This window comes from Patescibacteria group bacterium (assembly GCA_018897195.1).
GTDB lineage: Bacteria > Patescibacteriota > Patescibacteriia > Patescibacteriales > UBA12075 > JAHILH01.
The window spans coordinates 39,974-62,150 of the sequence record JAHILH010000006.1; the positions used below are offsets into that span (position 1 = coordinate 39,974).

16 protein-coding genes are annotated in these 22,177 nt (G+C 39.4%); 15 read left to right on the forward strand and 1 reads right to left on the reverse strand.

Going from position 1 to position 22,177, the window contains the following annotated elements:
* The first annotated feature begins 159 nt into the window (after positions 1-159).
* Entirely contained in the window at positions 160-612 is a 453-nt protein-coding gene (locus KKD45_05455) for a GatB/YqeY domain-containing protein (GenBank protein ID MBU4309932.1), read from the forward strand.
* Positions 613-679: 67 nt separating this feature from the next.
* Here the strand turns inward: KKD45_05455 and KKD45_05460 are convergent, their stop codons facing one another.
* The gene (locus KKD45_05460) at positions 680-2,143 is read right to left on the reverse strand and encodes a RelA/SpoT family protein (GenBank protein ID MBU4309933.1); all 1,464 of its coding nucleotides are present in this window, start codon (positions 2,141-2,143) and stop codon (positions 680-682) included.
* 107 nt (positions 2,144-2,250) lie between these two features.
* Here KKD45_05460 and KKD45_05465 point away from each other — a divergent pair, with 107 nt between their 5' ends.
* From KKD45_05465 to KKD45_05530, 14 genes are all read left to right on the forward strand, one after another.
* Positions 2,251-4,932 (forward strand): Ig-like domain-containing protein, encoded by a 2,682-nt coding sequence (locus tag KKD45_05465; protein MBU4309934.1) that lies wholly within the window; start codon positions 2,251-2,253, stop codon positions 4,930-4,932.
* A gap of 23 nt (positions 4,933-4,955) precedes the next feature.
* The gene (locus KKD45_05470; protein ID MBU4309935.1) at positions 4,956-10,412 is read left to right on the forward strand and encodes an Ig-like domain-containing protein; all 5,457 of its coding nucleotides are present in this window, start codon (positions 4,956-4,958) and stop codon (positions 10,410-10,412) included.
* Between the two features lie 30 nt (positions 10,413-10,442).
* Positions 10,443-11,348 carry a hypothetical protein gene (locus KKD45_05475; GenBank protein ID MBU4309936.1) on the forward strand — a complete coding sequence of 302 codons (906 nt, stop codon included), beginning with the start codon at positions 10,443-10,445 and terminating at the stop codon, positions 11,346-11,348.
* A gap of 21 nt (positions 11,349-11,369) precedes the next feature.
* Positions 11,370-12,476, forward strand: a complete 1,107-nt coding sequence (locus KKD45_05480; protein MBU4309937.1) for a hypothetical protein — start codon at positions 11,370-11,372, stop codon at positions 12,474-12,476.
* Between the two features lie 5 nt (positions 12,477-12,481).
* On the forward strand, positions 12,482-12,883 hold the full coding sequence (gene ybeY / locus KKD45_05485) for an rRNA maturation RNase YbeY (GenBank protein ID MBU4309938.1): 402 nt from the start codon (positions 12,482-12,484) through the stop codon (positions 12,881-12,883).
* A gap of 4 nt (positions 12,884-12,887) precedes the next feature.
* Positions 12,888-13,250 carry a diacylglycerol kinase family protein gene (locus KKD45_05490; GenBank protein ID MBU4309939.1) on the forward strand — a complete coding sequence of 121 codons (363 nt, stop codon included), beginning with the start codon at positions 12,888-12,890 and terminating at the stop codon, positions 13,248-13,250.
* A gap of 108 nt (positions 13,251-13,358) precedes the next feature.
* Positions 13,359-14,618: a cell division protein FtsA gene (ftsA, locus tag KKD45_05495; GenBank protein ID MBU4309940.1), complete on the forward strand. Its 1,260-nt coding sequence runs from the start codon at positions 13,359-13,361 to the stop codon at positions 14,616-14,618.
* Positions 14,619-14,712: 94 nt separating this feature from the next.
* On the forward strand, positions 14,713-15,954 hold the full coding sequence (gene ftsZ / locus KKD45_05500) for a cell division protein FtsZ (GenBank protein MBU4309941.1): 1,242 nt from the start codon (positions 14,713-14,715) through the stop codon (positions 15,952-15,954).
* Between the two features lie 225 nt (positions 15,955-16,179).
* On the forward strand, positions 16,180-17,328 hold the full coding sequence (locus tag KKD45_05505) for a hypothetical protein (GenBank protein ID MBU4309942.1): 1,149 nt from the start codon (positions 16,180-16,182) through the stop codon (positions 17,326-17,328).
* 53 nt (positions 17,329-17,381) lie between these two features.
* Positions 17,382-18,182, forward strand: coding sequence for a hypothetical protein (locus tag KKD45_05510; GenBank protein MBU4309943.1), 801 nt, complete (start codon positions 17,382-17,384; stop codon positions 18,180-18,182).
* A 366-nt stretch (positions 18,183-18,548) separates the two neighbouring features.
* A complete protein-coding gene (locus KKD45_05515) occupies positions 18,549-18,890 on the forward strand; it encodes a ferredoxin (GenBank protein ID MBU4309944.1) in 342 nt (113 codons plus the stop codon).
* A gap of 3 nt (positions 18,891-18,893) precedes the next feature.
* A complete protein-coding gene (locus KKD45_05520) occupies positions 18,894-19,388 on the forward strand; it encodes a ferric reductase-like transmembrane domain-containing protein (protein MBU4309945.1) in 495 nt (164 codons plus the stop codon).
* A gap of 11 nt (positions 19,389-19,399) precedes the next feature.
* Positions 19,400-20,062: a VTT domain-containing protein gene (locus tag KKD45_05525; GenBank protein ID MBU4309946.1), complete on the forward strand. Its 663-nt coding sequence runs from the start codon at positions 19,400-19,402 to the stop codon at positions 20,060-20,062.
* Between the two features lie 555 nt (positions 20,063-20,617).
* Positions 20,618-21,658, forward strand: coding sequence for a hypothetical protein (locus KKD45_05530; GenBank protein ID MBU4309947.1), 1,041 nt, complete (start codon positions 20,618-20,620; stop codon positions 21,656-21,658).
* Positions 21,659-22,177 lie beyond the last annotated feature (519 nt).

Sequence of the window (22,177 nt, forward strand, 5' to 3'; positions counted from 1 at the left end):
GTTATAAAAAAAGGAACCCGGTTCCCCATATCGGGGTGACCGGGTTTCTTGTTTTTAATACGGCGGCGGAGTCTCCCTCTCCTGGATAGGAGAGGGTTGGGGTGAGGTGGAAAACGCGCGTAAATAACAAAAATTAATTTTTATTATTAAACTTAATATATGGAAAATTTAACAGAAAAAATCAACGCTGATATTAAGACGGCGATGATTGCTAAAAGCGAGTTGGAACTTTTGACTTTGCGGATGTTGACGGCGGCCTTAAAAAACAAGCGCATCGATCTAGGCAAGGAAGCAGTTTTGAGCGATGAAGATGTTGTCGCTGTTATTCAAACTGAGATTAAAAAACGCAAAGACTCAGCCGAGGCTTATTTGGCTGGTAATCGCGCTGACTTAGCTGACAAGGAAAAAGCGGAGATTGCGATTTTGGCAAAATACATGCCGGAGCAAATGAGCGCGGAGGAGTTGGAAAAAATTACCCAAGATACTATTGCGCAATTGGGCGCAAGTGGAATGAAAGATTTTGGCAAGGTGATGGGTGTGGTGATGAGCAAGGTTAAGGGTAAAGCGGACGGTAATCAGGTGAATGTGGCAGTGAAGAAATTGTTGGGTTAATCACTAGAATCATGGATATAAAAAAAAGAGTCGCGAAATTTCGAGACTCTTTTTTTATTGAATAAATTTATTTTATTCCCGGAATCATCTTTCTTAATTTTTCAAAGCGAGAAACTCTTTCAGCATGTTTGATTTTTTCTTTCGCTCTGTGCGTTTTGACAAATTTCAACCAGTTTTGATTTGGGGCTTTGCGATTTTTTTGAATCGTGATTTCGACTAAGTCGCCATTTTTTAAGACCTGATCTAGTGGGGCGATTTTGTCATTGACCAGAGCACCGGTCATCTTGTTGCCGATTTCAGTGTGGACCAAGAAGGCAAAATCGACCGGAGAAGAGCCTTCGGGGAGGTCGAAGACATCGCCTTTTGGGGAGAAGACAAAAATGCGATTATGAAAAACGTTAATTTTTAATTCATTAATAAAATCATCAGTCGTTTCTGATTGTTGCTGAATTTTTAAAATTTCTCGAACCCAATTTGGTTGTTTGCTTTCCTTTTCACCTCTTTTTTGTTTGTAGTGCCAATGAGAAGGGACGCCATAAAGAGATTCTTCTTGCATTTCCATGGTGCGGAGCTGAAATTCGGTGGCTTTGTTTTCTGGTCCAAAAACAGTGGTGTGAAGAGAGCGATAACCATTTGGTTTTGGGACGGCAATGTAATCTTTGAACCGATCAGATTTTGGTTTCCAGATCGAATGAATAATACCTAATGTTTTGTAGCAATCGGAAACAGACGGAACAATAATGCGCAAAGCAAATACGTCATAAATTTCGTCGAAGCGACGATCCTTGGTTTGCATTTTTTTATAAATACTATAGAGATGTTTAAAGCGACCTTCAATTTTGTAATTAATACCTTGGTCTAATAATTTTTGTCCCAAAATATCTTTGATTTTTTGGATGTATTGGTTTCTTTCAGTTCTTTTTTCAACCTCGTATTTATATTCCAATTTTTTGTAGTCTTCTGGGTAAAGATATTTGAAGCAAATATCTTCCATTTGCCATTTGAGACGCCAGATGCCGAGTAGGCCGGCAATCGGGACGTAGATTTCCATGGTTTCCTTGGCAATTCGGATTTTTTTCTCATCGGGCTGAGCATCAAGAGTACGGAGATTATGAAGACGGTCGCAAAACTTAATCAAGATGACGCGCACGTCTTCGGCCATGGCTAAGAACATTTTACGCAAAGATTCACGGTGTCTTTCCACGCCCCGGTATTTGATTTTACTTAATTTGGTAATACCTTCAACTAAAAAGGCGATTTCTTCGCCAAAAAGTTCTTTGACGTCTTCTAGAGTTCTGTCCGTGTCCTCAGGGACATCGTGAAGAATGCCGGCAATGATGGTACTTTGGTCAGCCTTAATTTGGGCTAGCATGAAAGCGGTATGCAGACAGTGCTGAATATAAGGCTCACCAGTTTTTCGTTTTTGGTTGCCGTGCGCCTCGTCAGCGAACTCATAAGCAAACTTAATAAGATCCACATCGGTGTTGGGATTATTCTCCTTGGCCTTTTTGATAATTTGTTCAATAGTCATTTGCAGTCTTTTAGTATTTTATGCTATAATCAATATAATCATAATATTATAAAATTGTGAATAAGTCAATTTGATATTTATCAATTGCCGATTTGTAATATTGCTTAATGCTTGTCAAAAAACACAATAAAAAATTCTTGTTAAGAGCAGCTAGTCTGGGTATTTTTATATTTCTAGGCGCTGTTTTTTTATTGGGAAATGTTAATTTATCTTTGGCGGCAACAGCTGATGAATTAGCCTGGAATGGTCAGCAAGCTCAATTTGAACAGCAGACTGGTCTGTCTTCAACTAATCCTGTGATTGTGGTGACGAGAATTATCCAAATATTTTTAGGCTTCCTGGGTTTTATTGCAGTTATTTTAATAATTTATGCTGGTTTTTTATGGATGACTAGTGCGGGGGATGCGGATAAGGTTAAGAAGGCCAAGGATATTCTTAAAAATGCCTTTATCGGTTTGATAATAATCCTGTCTTCGGTTGGAATTGTTACTTTTATTTTAAATATGCTTATCAATGATAACGGTTCTGGCAGTGGCAATGGCGCTGGTGGCGGACCTGGTAATGTGCCACCAGGAACAGGGGCAATCGGCAATTGTGCGATTGTAGACTATTATCCAGCGGCCAATCAGCGCGAGGTGCCGAGAAATTCAGTAGTATTGGTAACTTTTCGTGAGGCATTCAAATTTGATACAGTGGCTGACAATAATTTAGACATCAATACCAGTAATGTAAAATTATTCAATAAATGTAATGATACTTGCCAAGTTAGCACGGGTAAGGGTTGCGATGCTTGCTTGGTAGAGGCGACGGCGACATCAACAGACGACAACAAAACATTAGTTATAATGCCAAAGGCTTATCTTGGTTCGCCGACTGAAAATGTGAATTATTACATGGTTATGAATAATGGCATTCAGAATAATAAAGGGAAGGGCATTTTTGGTAACTGTACTCCGGATTCAGCAGCTTGGTCTTTTGAGGTGAACACAATGTTGGATTTGGATCCACCTCAAGTTTTAAAAAGAGATCAGGGGGGCGTTTTCCCTTTGCCAGATAGTCAAAAGGATGTACCTTTGACAAATACAGCCGCCAAGGCGGTCGGAGGAATTACAGTTAATGATATTAATGTTAAAACTTTGGTAAAGGCTAGTATTGCAAGTGTTGTAAAAAATCCTGCTAACGCTGGATGGGGCAATATTGATAAAAATTTAAGCAATATTAATAATGGCTGCCAGGCGAGCCAGATAAAAATTGGCGTAAATGCTGCCTTGACGGCAACGCTAAAGGTTGGAACTGCCAACGCAGGAGTTGGTAAGATTAGTGATGATAAGAAAGTTTTTAATTTTGATTACTGTGATTTAAAAATTGTCCTTGAAAATGATAAAAATTTTCTAACTGAATGCGGAACAGGTGGTTGTGTTTGGGACATGAGCATTACGCCTTATCAAGAGCCTGATTATTTAATGATCGGAAGTTATCAATATATTTTTGTAAATTCAGGCACTAATTCTAATGAAATTGCCCTTGGAGCCAATCTACTGACCAAAAATAGCATTGCTGCGGCGATAGCAAGTAAGAATTATTCAGATGTTACGGCTACTGTTTTAGCCAATATTGTAACATTGACTGCGCAAAAAGCGGGCAATGTCGGCAATGGTATAAGTATTTCCGTTAGCAATCCAAATCTTTTTACTGTGACGGCAATGTATGGCGGAGCGGACTTAAATGACAATGTTGACGTTAAGGGAGTGCGAGATGAGCCGCGTAATGCGATTATTAAGATGAATTATAATGATCAAATGTTGCCGATCAACGTTTCCGGAGAGGCGACTGTTAACTCTTCTATTTTTGTCCAATGCGTAAATGCGGGCAATTGTAATGATGCTAATTATTTTTTTGATTGCAATGCCGGCAATAAATGTGTGAAAGGTAAGTTTAAAATTTCTAATCAATATAAGACAGTGGAGTTTCAGAGTAATAATGAGTGTGGTGTGAATAGTTGTGGTGAAAAAATTTACTGTTTGCCGGCTAATACTGAATTACACGTCGGTATGAAGGCGGCAACGCTGGCTGTTTGCGCCAGTGACGGCGATTGCACAAGTAAAAATCCTTTTAACAAATGTGTTGGCGGTCATTGTCAGGACGTAACTCTTGGCAAGAACTATCCCTTAGCAAACACAAGTTTCGACGGCTTAATGGATAAAGCAAGGAACTCACTTGATGGTAATCGCAATGCCTTGGCAATCGGTCCGGTAGCTTTCTATAATGAAAATACCACCCTCGGCTTGGGTGATAGTTTTGAATGGTTATTTTTTATTACTGATAAAATTGATTTAACTCCACCAAAGGTTGTTAGCACTTTGCCGGCAGGTGGAGGCGCCCCTATTGCAGAGCCAGTTAAAATGAGTTTTAGTAAGATAATGATGTCCTCAAGTCTTATTCCGGGTTATGTCATGATTCCTGATATGTCCAACAATGACAATGAAATGAAGCACAAAACTCTTAATATTTGGGCGAAGAGTGGTTTTCCAATCGGTTATTGGGTGACAAGTGAAGATAGTTATGACGCAATGCAGATCGGAAGAACGAATGTGAATATTAATCATTCTGATTTTGATGATTATAATAACTATCGTGCACAGTCTGGGTCAGGAATTAAAGATATTTATCAGAATTGTTTTAAGCCAAGTGACAAAGTTTCACCTAACTGCACGGCTAATGGTAAACCGTCTTGTTGTAACGGTGTGGCAACTGATGCTTTAAACAATGAAGGAAATTGTGCTAATTAATTAGCAATTACAAATTATAAATAATGAAAGCAAAAAACGTAAAAAAATTAATTCTTCCAATTATACTGTTAACATTAGCAATGACGGTTTTTTTGGCTGCACCAGCTTTGGCTCAACTTAATCCTTGGGGTCAATCGAGCGCCATTCAGGATCAAACCGGTTTGTCAGCGACAAGTCCTGTTTTGGTGGTTGCTAATATTATTAAATTTGTTTTAGGTTTTCTAGGTTTTATTACTTTAATTTTGATAATATATGCCGGCTTCCTTTGGATGATGTCTAACGGCAATGCTGATAGGGTGGCCAAGGCGAAAAAAACTATAATTGCAGCCGTGGTTGGCTTGACTATTGTCTTGTCCTCTTATGGAATTGCTAGCTTTGTTTTAAATTTATTACTTGATGGTAATGGTGGGAATGGTGGATCAGCCCTTTGTGCTAACGGCAATGAGACTACTTGTTGCAGTGGTAGCGGAACACGACTTTGCATTGATGGTGTTTGGGGTGCTTGCAGCAATTCTTTTTGTGATGGTTATGGCGGTTCTGGAGGAACTTCTTTTCCAGCGGGAGCCGGTTTGGGAGAATCTTGCGGAACGACTCCTGGTAACTGTGAAGCGTCAACAACTTGTGCTATTGGCTTGAATTGTGATATTGCTGCTTGTACTTGTCAGGGTCCGCCAGTGATTGACTGGGTAAGTCCGGTGGGTGGATTTTGCTGGAATAAGCTTGGCAGCTCGACTGATTCAGCTTGTTTAACCGACCAGGATTGTTCGAATGTAACAGCTGGGCCGGGAACTTGTGCAACTAGTACACCTAATGGTGCGGTGAATTCAATGATGACAATTGGTGGACGTTACTTTGCGTCAGCGACTTCGACGCCGGCCATTGGTAAAGTTTATTTTAAAACTGCAGCTGGGGCAGATGTGGAGGCGAAATTAGCCAATAATCCTGCCGGTGGCAATGCGCAATGTACTAATGTCTGGAGCAGTGACAAGGTGGTCGTATTGGTTCCTGGTAACGTGGCCGATACTAGTTTAATTAAAATTAGAAGAGCAGACGGCGAAGAGGATACCACTAATAATCAAGAAAGGGGCCCGATTATTCCTAATTTTTTAAAAAATAATATTATTAGACCAGGCTTGTGTAGTATCAGTCCTAATGGCGGAGTGATCGGTAAAGAAATAAAATACTTTGGAGTTAATTTGTCGGGTGCAAGTGCTTTCTTCGGTAGTTATTCAGTCGCAGCTATTCCGGGTGATAGCTCCGTCTTTGTTGGTGATTTGTCTGGGAAAACTAATGTGCCCAACATGCAAGCTGGCAAAACTACCACTTATATTCAAAAAGGCCTAACAAATAGTAATTATTATCCTTTCGAAAAGCTAAAAGAGGGAGTGGGTGAGCCACGTATCATTAGCTTTGACCCGATAAAAGGTAACAGTGGACAGTATGTCACTATTCATGGTGCTGATTTTGGCTATGCGACTGCGGCACAACTGGGAATTACTAATCATGTTTATTTGGATAATAATCTAACTGATAATGACAAGGGTGTTGAAGCTTCTTTTGCTTTTCCTGATGTTTGTACTGAGAGTGTCTGGAGTGATAAGCAAATTATTTTTAAAGTAGCTTCTTCTACCAAGCTTATTGATAATGCAAAATATTATGTAGTTATTGCCACCAAGGACTGGGTGATTGATAGTGGTAATTTACTTACGATTGGTGGTATTTCTCCAACCTTTACTTTTAGTTCTTCAACGCCTTTATCACCAAGCCTATGTTTAATTTCTCCCAAGATTGGTATGCCAAACATTACCGACGTGAGTCTGTATGGTGAGTATTTTGGCAATAAGGTGGCTGGTAAAGTTAAATTTTATAAAAATGTTGATATCTCCGGTTTTAATGATTCTTCTTGGTTGTATAATAGCGCTGATAAGTTTTATCAGGTAGCGACCAAAACACCAGTGACAGCGATTAGTGGTCCCGTGGTTGTTTCGCAAGGAGTTAATATTAGTAATAGTCTCAATTTTGAAGTCGGTTCTTGTTTGGCGGTTGGAGGTACCCAGCAAGATAAAAATATCGCTTGCGGTTCTATCTGCTGTCCAGAAAATAGCAGTATGGCTGGTCAGTGTGCTGATACCATGAACACTTGTTATGTTGGTGGGGCGCTAACTTCTGTCTATGAATGGGATTTTGATACAAGTAAAAAGGGCGCAATTGGCGAACCTTGTGATGCGGCCACTTCGACGGCTGTTTGTGAGCCTGACAACACTAAATGTGCTAGTGGCTTAGTCTGTAAGGCCGACAAAGATTGTACTTGCCAACCAGATGTTAGCGCTTGCTCCTCTTATGATTTATTACAATGTATTGATACTTTGTTTTGTCCAAATTCACCAGGAAAATGTTCTCCATATCAAGGTGGGGAAAATTTATTTGACACAAATGTGACTTGCTCGACGGTGAATAGCAGTGACTTGATTTATAATGCAAATTTAAATCGTTATGCAAGTTCAACGCAGAATTGTTCCTTGGGGGCGACGACTAAAGATGTTTTAGGCAAAGATGTTCAGACTTTTTGTGCTCTTTACAACCAGTCTCCGCGTTACCAATTTAAAACCAGTATGAGTTGTCCTACCGGTTGGACTTTGGCCCTTGGTGGCGTTTGCGTGGACTTGGTTAATAGTTGTAATTTGTGTGCCGGCAATTTGAAATGCGCGGATAATAGTGGTACCGGTGTTTGTGTTGATGATAGGCCAGTTTGTTCGAGTGGGTCGAAATGTGTTAGCGAAAAATGTGTTAAAGATGATAAGGCTTCTTGTGATTGTTGTTGTGAAATAGGTAAAGAAGGTGACTGTTGTGCTGGCTTAACTTGCGGTGGTACTTGCGGCAGTGACACTACAAACGATGGTGCTGGTTTTGGTGAGTGTAGTGGCTGTAACATTGACGGCGATCAAAGCAAGTCAGATTTGGCTTGTAATTGTAGTGGTACTAATGGAAAATATTGTGACATGACGGCAGCCAGTAATAAAGGCGTTTGCCTAGACTGTGCGTCCTTGCCAGCAGATTCTTGTTCTGATCATAGTTCGACCTGTTGTGTTGATGGTGTGAATGGCAATAAATGTGCCGGCGGCGCGGGAAATCTTGCTTTAGATATTTTTAAAGTTCCAGCTAAAGACGCCTATTGCGCTTATTATGATTGTAATAGTAATGGCACTTGTGGCGTGGCAAGCACGACGGGGCAATATTTTAATGACAATACTTGTAATCAGGAATGCACCTTGACTTTGGCGGGGGCAAAGTGTTCCAAGGTGGTTTCGAACGCAACTAAATGTTCTTATGATTTTTGTAAGGATTTATATTGTTTGGATGAGTCTGGCGATAAATTAGCCGGTTGCGATGCTAATGGTAATAATTGCACGCCTTGCACTGATGGCACATGTGGTAATTGTTGTTGTGATCCGGCAAAAACCGGAACTGATCCAAATGATGCTACGACTTATGATAAATGTAAAAAAATTAACTCTGTTTTAGATTGTCGAGCCAATGTCGGCCCCTGTGATGGTGCTGGACGCGGTCTTTGTTGTGGTTGCTCTGATGATCAGAGTTGTGGCGATGAAGGAGTATCCAATGGTTGCAGTACAGACACTTGTTGTCGAGCGCGTCCAAATGTGGCCTCTTCTAGTCCGGCCGATGATGCAACCGCTGTTTGCCGTAATGCCAAAATAGAAGTTACCTTTGATCAAGTGATGGATATTAATAGTTTTTCTGATAACACGATTGTGGCGGGTGACTACGGCACTGGACAGTGTCCAGCCGAAACACAATATGTAGCAATGACTGGAATGAGCGACAAGCATAATCTTTTCGCGAGAATTTATTATCGGGTTATTGATTTTATCGAACCTATTTTACCAACATCAATTGCTAATGCCTTGATGATGCCAACAACTAATAATTATTGCGCGATCCCCGGATCAGTGAGTGGTTATGTAACAGCTGGCGACAAGGCTGTGTTGGAATTTAGTCCTAAAAAATTACTAGATACAAAAAGATTGTATTATGTTATAATAAAGGGCGATGAAAACTTAAATAGTAAGACGGGTGTAAAAAGCAATTGGGGAGTAGGAATGAATGGTGAATCCATGGACGCGGGAATAATGTTCAATGGCATAACTTACAAAAACTCACACGTCTTGTCTTTTGAAACCTTGGGTAGTCAAGGAGCCAACAAAGGTGTTTGCTTGGTGAACAAGGTTAGTATTAATCCAAGTTCTTATCTTTTTCAAACTAATATTAATAATTTTGGTGACGATGTTTATGGTAGTGCTAATTTTGATAAAGTTAAGGATAGCGATAAGGTTTTTATTTCTAAAGCCTTGAGCATTGATGGACAGCTATTGTCAGGAATTTCTGGTGTGTATGACTGGAGTTGGGGTTGGAATTCTACCAATCAAGGAGTGGCGAGCAATGTATCGCTTGCTGAATTGCCTGATTACGAAAGTTTAGTCAAGGTAAAAGATGGTGTTGTTGAAGGCAAAACGGATATTGGCGCAAAATTAACAATTACTGCCTCATCTCTTGATGGGAGCTCACTTGGCGCAAGTTTAAGCGCCACGTCAAAGGTGTATGTCTTTATTTGTGCGAATCCTTGGCCACCGGTAAAAGATGATGGAACGTGGTTGCCGTGGATTGACAGTAATACCAATTGCGATATCAATAGTGGCGCTTGTAATAATGCTAATTTTGAATCATATTATTGCCGTGATCTTGGCAGCGACAGCACCTTGGATGATTTGCCGGCAATTGGTAATAACGACAGTATTGTTCATGGCACAAGTAGTCAAAAATCAATGGCCGACTTAGTAAAAGAAGTTTATTTTTTCCGTGGTCGAGAGGCGAGTACGAATAATAGTGCAACTTTTACGGCAGCTGTAAATTCAATGGCTATTGATGGCGGCGAGGTGAGTGTTAATTGGTCTGATAATGCGTTTGATGTTTTGTCAGTAAAAAATTACAAAGTTTATTGGGGCGTTAAGACCGGTAGTCATACTTTTTCTAGGGTAGTATCGCCAGACCTTAATAGTGTGAATATTAATGGTTTAAAAAATAATACCACTTATTATTTTAATATGACGGCTATTGCTAGTGATTCTGGTGCAGAAAGTGAATTTTTGAAAAATGAAGATATAGTTGTTTTGGTAAAAGATGTTTATTCTCCTGCCAAGGTGGAAAACTTTACCGCTACTTATAGCGATAGTAATTCAATGTTGTTGAACTGGAATAAGGTTAATGGAAATCCGGCTAAATATATTATATATTATGGCGTTAATAATGGTTACGGTTATTCTAAAGAAGTTAGCAGTCTTAGCAGTAGTGTAGTCATTGCTGGCTTAACCAACGGCGGTAGTTATAATTTTGGCATTATCGCTGTCGACCTATCTGGAAACGCAAGTGCGACAACCACAGTTCAGGCAATATTAAATCCTTAATTTAATTAACATAATTAAAAGTAAAACTTTATGTTCGATGATTTAAACCAACAAAGTGATCCCAGTCAAAATGGGCCAAAAATAAATAACATTCCTTCGCCAGTGGCAGAGGATATGTTCGCTGCTATTGAGCCAGCTGTTGAGAAGCCAGTTCAATTCCAGCCACGAGTTAATAATGCCAATGAGGTAATTGGTGACAATGAGGAGCACAAAGGAAATATGCAAAAAGTTTTTGTTTTAGCAATGACCGTTCTTGGCTTTGCGCTATTGGGCGTTGGTGCTTATTTCGGGTATGGCTATTTGATGACAAAAAAGACAGCCGTACTTATAAAGAATGAGCCAATCGTGGAGGAGAAAAAACCGGTAGAAACTCCAGCGGTTGCTGATGTTGCTAGCACTACTGCAAATGTGTCGTTAGAACAAGGAATTGATACTGATAAAGATGGATTAACTGATGCCGAGGAACAACAACTAGGAACAAATATTGACAGTACTGATACTGATTCTGATGGTCTTTTTGATCGAGAGGAAGTAAAGGTTTACAAGACAAACGCTTTGAATCCTGATACTGACGGTGATGGCATGAGCGATGGCGATGAGGTGAAGATTGGTAGAAATCCGAATGGAGAGGGTAGCCTCTTGAACTCAGTTACAACCGAGACAGCAGCCGCTTCTACATCAGTGCCGTTGCAATCAAGTCCGGTAGCAGGAAGTGAGGCAGTTGTTACAGGGTCTGCAAATAGCGAAGTAACACCAGTGGCCACCAATCCAGTTGATTCTACAATTGATTCTGATCAAGATGGTTTGACTGATGCAGAAGAAGCGAAATATGGGACTGATCCGCTAAATAGCGACTCTGATGGCGATACTTATCTTGATGGTGCCGAAGTTAAGGGTGGCTATAATCCATTGGGAGCTGGTAAGTTGGTAAAATAATTACTTTTTTAAGATAAAAAAATGAATCAAGAAGAAGAAAATAAAAATATTGGTAGCGAAAAAAAATATGAAAATTTTTTGCGCGATGGAATAGTTGTGCATACCATGCCAAAGAGTTTTAGAAGGGCTAAATCTGCCAGCGAGGGTAGTCATATGAGCGCCGGTGTTTTTGTAATGGCTGGGGGCTTGATTTTATTGGTTGGTCTTGGTTTTTTGTTGTATTACATGGTTGTTAAAAAAGATTTTTTTTCTTTAAACAAAAATATTGACATGATGATAGAGGAGGAGAAAGCAGCGCTTGGTGATAATGAAAAAAAAGACACTAATCCAGTGGCTACAACAACGTCTTTGATAAATGCGACAAGTACCGAGGCGCTTGTCGATGGAGCGACTAGCACTATTGATGATTTGATTAATGAATTTAATCAAGACTTGAGCACTTCGACGTTTAGTACCTCTTCGGAGTCATTGGATATTTCCAGCAGTATTGATTCGACAACGATAAATTCAGACATTGTTAATTCCGGCGAAAGCTATGTGCGCGATGAGTTAAAAAAAGAAGCTATTATTGGAGAGGCGACTGACAGCGATGCTGATGGTTTAAGCGATCTTGAGGAGGTGCTTTTGGGAACGGATTTTAATAAAATGGATACTGATGGTGATGGTTATAGCGATTTTCAGGAACTTGATAAAATGTATGATCCAGTCGGTAAGGGCAGTTTGGCTAGTAATAAGGCAATTACGAGTTATTCTAATCCAACCCATGGATATTCGTTGATTTATCCCATGGCTTGGACACCTAGTAATTTCGACAAGGATGATTCGATAATGTTTAAGATTGACGGTTTTCAATTTGTGCAAATTATTGTTCAGCCCATTCCCGATAATCAAGTGATTGAAGAATGGTATAAAAAAACGGCTAACATTGACATGATTAATGAGTCGCAAAAGGTTAGCACTAAGGCGGGTTGGAGCGGAATTGTTAGCAAGGATGGTTTAAATTACTATTTGACTAAGAATGGTTCCAGTGATGTCTATATTATTTCGTATAATTTAGGCGCCAGTAATGCGCTTAATTATCAAAAATTATTTGAGATGATGGTGAATAGCTTGGATGTTGTAAATTAAAATTTATGGTGGATGTTGTTAATAAAACTAGATCGAATATAAATTTGAAATTGGTGGAAAAAGTTTCAAGTAAATTTTTAGAGTTGATTAAAGAAAAGCGCGATGTGTCGATTGTGTTTGTGGGTGATAAGCGAATTCAGGATTTAAACAAGTCTTATCGCCATAAAGATAAGGTTACTGATATTTTATCTTTTGATGGTGACCGGGACTTTTTTGGCGAAATTATTATCGACTACGCCCAAATCAAAAGACAGGCCAAAATTTTTTCTAAAAGTGTTAAAGATGAGTTGGTTTTTATTTTGATTCATGGCTTATTGCATTTGCAAGGCTACGATGATAAAACCGAAAAGGGGCGCTTGCAAATGGAAAAATTAGGAGAGAGTTTTGTTAAAAAAATAAAATACTAAAAATATGTTTAAAATAAAACGCTTATTCAAAAGTTTTAAATACGCCGTCAAGGGTCTTTTTTTAGTAATGCGCGACGAGCAGAATTTTCGCGTGCATATTATTTTCGCCATACTGGCCTTAGGTTTTTCTTGGTTTTTTCATATTACGCAGATAGAGTTAATTATTGTTATTTTGCTAATAGCGCAGGTGATGTTAATGGAAGTTGTTAATAGCGCCATTGAGCGCGTGACCGATATCTTAAAACCGCGCATCAATGACTTTGTGATGGAAATTAAGGATATTATGGCTGCAGCAGTCATGTTGTCTTCAATGGTGGCGATAATAGTTGGTTTAATTATTTTTATACCGTATATATTAGGCAATTAAGCTAATTTTGTTTGGACTGGTAATTATTTTGTGATTATATTATAATATTAAAAGAAAATACATTTTTGTGCATTACTTGTGTACAGTTTATTTTTGTAATTTTAAACAATGGCTGAGAATATTATTGCCGGACTTGATGTCGGCTCAACAGAAATTCGTTTAGTTATCGGTCAACATGATCGAGAAGACAAGCTCCAAATCATCGGTGCGGTCTCTGTGCCGTCACAGGGAATTAGTAAGGGAGTAGTCAAAAGCATAGAGGATGTTACATCTTCTATTTCAGAGTGTCTAGAAAAGGCCGAGAGATTGGTGGGTGTGCCGGTTGAGAGTGTTTGGGTGAGCATTAATAGCCCCTTTGTACGTTGTGAAAAATCTCGTGGCGTTGTGGCAGTGAGTCGTAGTGATGGTGAGATTAGCCAGGACGACATTGAACGCGCGCTTGAAGCAGCACGTGCTTTATCTGTGCCACCAAATTATGAAATTATTCACGTTGTGCCTGTTAAATTTATCGTTGATAACCAGGAAGACATCAAGGACCCAATTGGCATGACCGGTGTTCGTTTGGAGGTGGTAACCTTAATTATTCAAGGTCTATCTAGCCAGATCAAGAACTTAACTAAAGCTATTTTTAGAACCGGTTTAGATATTGACGATTTAGTGCTGTCGCCATTGGCTGCTGCTGAAGCAGTAATCGGTTCACGCCAGAAAGAAATCGGCTCCGCTTTGATTAATATTGGCGCTGCAACAACTTCGTTGGCTGTTTTTGAGGAGGGCGAGCTTTTGCATACAGCCGTTATTCCAATTGGCTCTGATCACATTACTTCCGATGTCGCGATTGGCTTACGTTGCCCAATTAGCCTAGCAGACAAGATTAAAATCAATTTTGGTTCAGCTAATCCGGAGAAATTTACCGAAGACAAGCAATTCGATATACGCAAATTAGTCGAAGAAGAAGAAGCACAGGACGAGGTGACCGAAATTTCAGCCAGATATTTGTCAGAAATTATCGAGGCGAGAGTAGAAGAGATTTTTGAAAAAGTTGATTTAGAATTAAAGAAAATTGAAAGATCGGGCATGTTGCCAGGTGGCGTCTTTTTAGTCGGTGGTGGCACCAAATTAGCTGATATTACTGATGTTGCGAAGCGTCATTTACGCCTACCAGCTTCTTTGGGTAGAAATACCAATATTAGTACAATTATCGACAAAGCCAATGATACCGAATTTTTAAATGCTTTGGGATTGGTGGCCTGGGGTGATCAAACTAAGGATAACAGCTCCAAAGGTTTTAGCTTAAAAATGCCGAAAGGCGAATCAGTGGCTAAGATTGCAGAAAAAGCTAAGAAGTGGATTCAGTCATTAATACCGTAAAAAGATTTCTTTGATGTCTATTGATTTATTCGCCTCGATTATATATAATCTTCTTATAAACAAATTTTAACCTATAATTATTAATAACTATAATATGGCTGAAATTAAACCAGCAGTTGAGACATTTGCAAAAATTAAAGTGGTCGGCGTCGGTGGCGGTGGCGGAAGTGGTGTAAACCGTATGGTTGATGCTGGTGTTAAGGGAGTCGAATTTATTGCTGTTAATACTGATGTGCAAGCTTTACACTATAATAAAGCCTCTAAGAAAATTCATATTGGAAAAGCGGTTACTAGGGGATTGGGTGCTGGTATGAATCCGGAGCTAGGAAGACAGGCAGCCGAAGAGTCACAGAATGAAATCCGAGAAGCTTTAAAAGATGCTGATATGGTTTTTGTTACATGTGGCTTAGGTGGTGGTACTGGAACAGGCGCGTCACCGGTTGTGGCCGAGATTGCACGCGACTTAGGCGCTTTGACAGTAGCAGTGGTAACCAAGCCTTTTTCTTTTGAAGGTGCGCAACGCAAGAATATTGCTGAGCGTGGTTTGATGGAATTGAGCGACAAAGTTGATACGATTATTACCATTCCCAATGATAAATTATTACAAGTGATTGATAAGAAAACCTCATTATTAGATGCCTTTATGGTAGTTGATGAGATTTTGCAACAGGGTGTTCAGGGTATTGCCGAATTAATTACCATCCCAGGTTTGATTAACGTCGACTTTGCCGATGTTAAAGCAGTTATGTCTAATGCTGGATCCGCCCTGATGGGTATCGGTACGGCGAGCGGTGAGAATAAAGCAATTGAAGCGGCAAAGGCAGCTATTAGTTCACCAATGTTGGAAATGTCTATCGAAGGTGCTCGTGGCATCTTGTTCACCATTACTGGTGGCGAGAACTTGAGCATGATTGAGGTTAATGAAGCTGCTAAGATTATTACCGCCTCGGCTGACGAAGAAGCGAAGATTATATTTGGCACGGTGATTAATAGCAAAATGAAGGACGAGATAAAGATTACGGTAGTGGCGACTGGCTTTGATAATCCACTACACGGTCTTAAGGAAGCAAGTGTTAGTGACCGAGCCTATGTTCCAAGCTCCTATATCGCTGATCGTGATAAAACATCTCGAACAGCTGTGGCGACACCGGTAGCTATGGATAACAGCCCTTTAATAGAAGAAGATAATTATGCTATTGAGAGAAGAAAAACAAAACCATCACCGCTAAAAGCGGCTCAAGCGGAGCCAGCACAAAAGAAAGAGATTGTCGGCCGCGAAGGAGAAGATGATGAAGAATTAGGTATCCCGGCGTTTATTCGGAAGAAGATGATGTAATTTTGAATAAAATATTAAAAAAGAGCTATTATTAGCTCTTTTTTGTTTTGGTTTATATTTTAGTTCCTTGGTTTGATTTTACTTGCCAAATAGCTTGACTTTTTGCTAATATTGTGATAATAATAGCATATTAAATTACATTGGTATTTATCGGTGTTTTAGGACATTGACAATGGGCGTCTCGCCCTAAATAAAGAAAAGTCCAAGCGGACTAAGGAGGCAGAGATGCGCAAGGTACAAATACTATGGGTGGCAATTTTTTGTCTTTCAGTTAGCGGCCTGGCTTGGGCAGAAATCAATGGCGCGAGTCTGAGAATTACCGGCTACAAGGCCGGTGAAACAACGATTAGCGAGGAGACAAAAAAATCGTTGCACAAGACTGTTGCAGACCTGGATAAGAGCTTGTTGAGCGTTAAAGATCAGTCAAAGCTGAGTCTTACCGTAGCGGGTGCAGCTGATGACAATGACAAAAACGATTCTTCTTTGGGTCGTGTGCGGGCAAACGGAGTAATATTTGTATTGAAAAGTCTTTATCCGCAAGCCAAGATATCAGTAGTGCCGTCCAGCGGTACTGATATTAAACCAGGCGAAGTTCTCGTTTGGTCAAAGCTGGAAACAGCTCAGGCTGGAATGATTACGTCTGCACCAGCAAAAATAGCGGTGGTTAAAAAAGAATCCGTTAAAGTGGAACAGCCCAAGATGGAGTCAGGGCCAGTCATTAAACAGCCGACGCGTTCCAATTCTCAGGAAACGTCATGGTTTAATGTCCAATTGGTAGCATCTGCGCTTACCTTTGTCGGTCTTCTTGGCGTGATTCTTTTTGTCTATAAAAAAATCCCAAAACGTCCCGATGTTGTTAGTAAAGGAACAGAAGAGGAAGTGTCTGATTCGGGGAAGATGGGAGAAGAGCCGAATGTGTTAGATGCCATAATCAAACCAGCGACAATGGTGCCTGCGGTAGAAGTTGTTGTTGAGAAAATTGAAGAAAAATCGGCGCCGGTCTTGGTGGCGAATAGTCTTGCCGAAATTATCGAAGTCGATGTCCCTGGTTTTATTGTCAAAATTGAAAAATTACTACACGATAATATTGTAAGACTTGAATCGCCTTTTACTACGCTTACATTGGGTGTTGATAAAATGATTCCAAAGACTTTACTTTTTGATGATACACCCAAGGGTATGGAGGAGTTGAAGACATCTTTAAAAAAGTGTCTTAATTCTGTTCAGTATAGTGGACAGAAGGATGATTTGTTGAGAGCTGAAGTTGTGAGAAAGAGCTTGCCCGCAGCATCAGTAAAAACATCGAAGTCATTGCATGTTGTTGGGGCAAAAGCCGCTGAGCCAGCAGTCGCTGCTCAAAAGGTTGGTGGGTGATTAATCTGGGCGGAAGATAAAACTTCCGCCTGTCATTTTTAAGGAGGTGCACGATGGCGACCAAACAAGAAAGAAGGTTACATTATACGATTATCCTGCTGGCGATATTGCTGGCGGCAGCCCTTGGTGGCTGTGGTTATTATTACAACAAGATTGCTGGCTTTGAAAGTCAGAAAACAGAAGACATTGTAAAACTGAACAGGGAACATGCAACTGAATTGGCGGTTGCCAAGGGCAATCTTAAGGCAGCCGAAGAGAAATTAACTGTGGCTGAGGGAAAGATTGCCAAGTTTAGTGAGAAAGAGACGGCGTATAAGGAGAAGATTGACGAACTTAGGGGGGATGTAGGGCCTGGTAAACAGAAACAGGCATTAGCGCCAGCCAAGAAATCAACCCCAGTTGCATCGCCTGAAAAAAAGAAACACACAATCGTAGCAACTAATTCGCAAAAGACTATTGTTGCCGCGAAAACGATAAAGACTGTGCATAAAACCAGGCCGGCCAAGAAAATGAAGCCCCGTCACATTAAAAAGGCTCATAATCACAAAAATGTTGGCCATATTAGCAAGAAGAGTAGTCATGGCAAAAAGCATGCGCACATCAACAAGAAGACTAGCCATGCCAAGAAGCAGCACAAGAGCACAATGAAGAAACATGAAAAAATTCAGACCGTTGTCAAAGACTTGTCTTTGTCAGCTCTTTGTGAAGAGCAGAGCGTGGATCGTCCTTTTTTCCTACAGTTGACGAAGGATGCGGTTACGTATGGCTATACTGCAAAAGTGTGGGAAGTACAGCATGGTTCGACCAAAAATATCCAGATCTTGCTGACGAGTTCGGAAATGCCAAATTCGTAATCAGACAAGTCTGTGTTTAAGATTTAATTTCTGAAGTTGGCTTGTATAATCTCGTAATCAAAGGGAAGCTTTGAATAAGATATAGCAAAGACTAAGAGCAAAAGTTCTTAGTATTATATGTCAAAATTCAAGCAACAACTATCTAAATCCCTTAAAAATAGTTTCGAATAAACCGCAAAATTAGAAGTGGGTGACGCTAGGAGCAAAAGTTCCAGGTGCCTCATTATTCAGAGATGTACGCGGTGATCAAAAAGTTTAAGACAGTTCTGGAAATGGGCTGTTATACAATGAGTGGTTACTTAAGAGCAAAAGTTCTTGGTGCCACTCATTTTTTATTTTTAAAATTTGTATGATATAATGAAGTCTATGAACAAACAACGATTATTATTAATATTTATATTGATTTTTTTATCCAATATTACCAGTGGATGTGTTATTGATAACAATAGCAACAAAGAGCAGGTGCGTAGTAAAAATGTTGATGGCAAAACTGTGGGCTACGATAAAACGCTAAGCAAGAATATTGCGGTGAAAAAAGTAACCATACTAGATGGTTGCATTGGTTGTGGTGTTTGCGCAAAGATTGACCGGGAACATTTTGTAATAGCTGCTCATCGGGCAAAAGTAATATCTCAAAATAATTTAGAGGCGCCATTGTTGACGGCAGCGATTAAGAATTGCCCAACCGCCGTAATTGCGTTGAATTAATTTATGTTCCTAGAAACCCACACCTTCTTCGCCAACTTGAGTTGGATATTGTTGATTATTATTCTTGTCTCACGACCCTTGGCAGAAATTACCAAAAATAAGATCTTATTTCGAGTTTTGCGCTATCGAAAACAATTGGGTGTAATCTGTGGATTAGCAGCTATTGTCCATGTACTATTCTTTTTACTTGGTAGCGGCTTGGCAGGAATTTATTTTTTAGATGCCGAGTTTTGGTCATTGCAAAATTTCTATGGCTGGGGGAGTTTAGCCGTGGTGGCGATGCTGTTTCCGCTTCTTACTTCTAATAATTTTTCCTTGCATTTTTTTGGCAAATACTGGAAAAAAATTCAGCGGGGAACCTATTTGGTTTTTATCGCAACCGCTATTCATATCGCCATGGTCAAAGATGAGTGGTTTGAGGTGATGGGGCCGGTGCTTATTTGGTTATTTCTATGGACCTGGGCAGAGCTTAGGAGACGAAAAAGGTTTAAAGTTTAATATTTAGCAATATGAGCATTTTTAAACATAAGGCTATTAAAAAAGTTTTAGCACTGACATTTTTTTTGTTTTTGATGGTGAGCATCTTTGGGGCCTTGTATTATTTTCGTGAGACTGTTTATTCTTCAGTGGATCAATTGGCTTTTTTTATAAAAGAGCATATTTTTGTTGGAATTCTCGCATTTGTTCTCATTTCTATTTTGGCCGTTGTTTTTTCTCCGCTCTCTAGTCTGCCGTTGGTGCCATCTGCCATTATTGCCTGGGGTGATTTTTGGACCTTTGTTTTTTTATTATCAGGCTGGTTTATTGGATCCTTGGTTGGTTATTTTTTGGGGTATTTTACACGAGAGGGGGTTTTGGAAAAATTTTTTTCACTTAAAAAGATTGAGTATTATAAAAGTCAAATTTCGCAGGATGCACAATTTTTATTAGTTTTGATTTTTCGTTTAGCCATTCCTTCTGAGATTACCGCTTATACATTGGGAATTGTGCGATATGATTTGAAAAAGTTTATGATCATTGCTGTTCTTTCAGAATTACCCTTTGCCTTGTTGGTTGTTTACTCTGGCAGGGCGGTCTATGATGGCAATATTTTTCTTTTTATTGGTATTATTACCTTTGCCTTGGTTTTTATTACATTTTTCTCCCTTTTGCTTAAGAAGAGATTTAAATAAAAATGGTCAATGAGCTTGGTAACTTATCCACAATTGACCAGATTTTAAATCTGGTGTATAATATAGTTATATCTTTGTAGGGCTGTGCAAAAGAGTAACAGTGCTACGAAGAAAATCGCTAAAAATAAGCGAAACAAAACAAAAAGCAAAATAAAAATCAAAAAATAAAAACAAAATTGACAATTAGATATTCTTGAATTGGTATAAGGAATTTTTCGGTAAGAGGGGATTGAAGTGTGTGATTTGAGTCAAAACTAAATAGGGATAAATTTTTTTTGAAAATGCTTTTTGTTGAAAGGCATTTTTTTTATTGCTCTGCCTTACGAATACACAAACCTCTTACAAAAGTGATTTTGTAGAAGATTCGTTGATTCGTGGAAAATAAATCCCCATGCAATCGGCAGAATGCTTATAAAAAGATTTAATTAATAAATCCCCATGATTTCCATTGTCTAGGCATAGACGGTGGGCAGGTCGAAGTCAGGGTTTTAAAAGCTACATCCTTTATAGGATGTATATAAGCGCTTATATCTTAACTAAAATAAAACAAAAATTATGAAACAAAAAAAATTCATAGCCTCGTTGGCGATTGCTTCTTTGGTGTTGGCCGTAGTTGGTTATTACCCAGGAGTAAACAGCGCCCAAGCCGTCAATTCGTTAACGGCCGCTAAGGCTCTATTGAGTGAGTCAGCCCCTGGTACGGCTGCAACAACGACTATTTCTTTTACCTCAGGAACATCAACTGATGCGACTGGTTATTTCGAAGTGGTTATGCCAGCTGGTTTTGGCGATGTCTTGGTTGGTAACGTGACTTGTTCAACTGGTGCTGCTAGCGCGTTTAACACAGAAACAATTCGTTGTACTGGTGTTCAAGCCGCTGGTGTTAAAACTATTACCTTGGCCAATACAACTAATCCGACAGCAACTACAAGTCAAGTTATTAATATTGCTCACTACGATGTGGCTGGAAATTTAGCAGAACGGGTACAGGTTGTTGTACAAATCATTGATAATGTTTGGATGACAGCGCGTGTTGACGCTACCTTAACATTCACAGTGGCTGGTATGAATAAAGATGCCACTGTTAACGGTGCTGTTTGTACTGCTACCACGTCAGCAACTTCGACACCGTTTGGAACCTTAATTCCAACTATTCCATCAACTGTTTGTCAGGAATTGAAGGTGACAACTAATTCATCTGCTGGTTTTGTAGTCACAGTCGAACAGGATACAGAAATGACATCTGATGGTAACGACAATATTAATAGCTTTAAAGATGCTGCTGATGGTGCTGGTTTGGGCGTAGCTGAGGCATGGGTTTCTCCAAGTACAGTTCTTGATAATGATTGGACTTATGGTCACATGGGTTTAACTTCAGATGATACAACTGTTGTTGGCATGGATTATAATGGTACAAAGTATGCCGGTCTTATTGGTTCAAGCGTTATGAATGTGATGACACATGATGGTCCAGCTGATGGATCAACTCAAGATAAGGGTAGAGTGGCAGTAGCCTATACTGCGGAAATTAACGCCTTGCAACAAGCGGGTGATTATGAAAACACACTGACTTATATTGCGACACCGACTTACTAATATTTGATTGCCCTCGGGCATGATTTTGCTCCCTCCTTGGGTTAATAACCCGAGGAGGGGTTTTGTTTGTCCACAGGTCTAATGAACTTTATTTTTTTAAATGAAATATTCAGCCATTGCTTAATAATTTTTTTTATTTTTTGTTACTAATTTTAGCCCACCGTTGGGCTTTTATTGTTTTCATTTTACTTTAATAATATGGTATGACAAAATTGGTAAAAATATGTTATAATAAGTTTAGTAAGATTTCTCTGTGGACAACATGGAGAAGGTCGAAAATCTTGCGAAAATAAAAGCAGTTAAAGTTTAAAGAGGCTTTGATTGTTAAAAAAAATATAATATCTAAGATTTAAAGAGGTTTTGGATATTTAAAAAAAATATTTAAAGTTTAAAGAGGCTTTAATTATTTAAAATCCGCTATAGCCAAAGCTATAGCGCGACGAGGAAAAACAAAATAGTTTAAAATAAACTATAAACACAAACAAAAATAAGCTTATTTTTTAATTGATTGCCTAAATA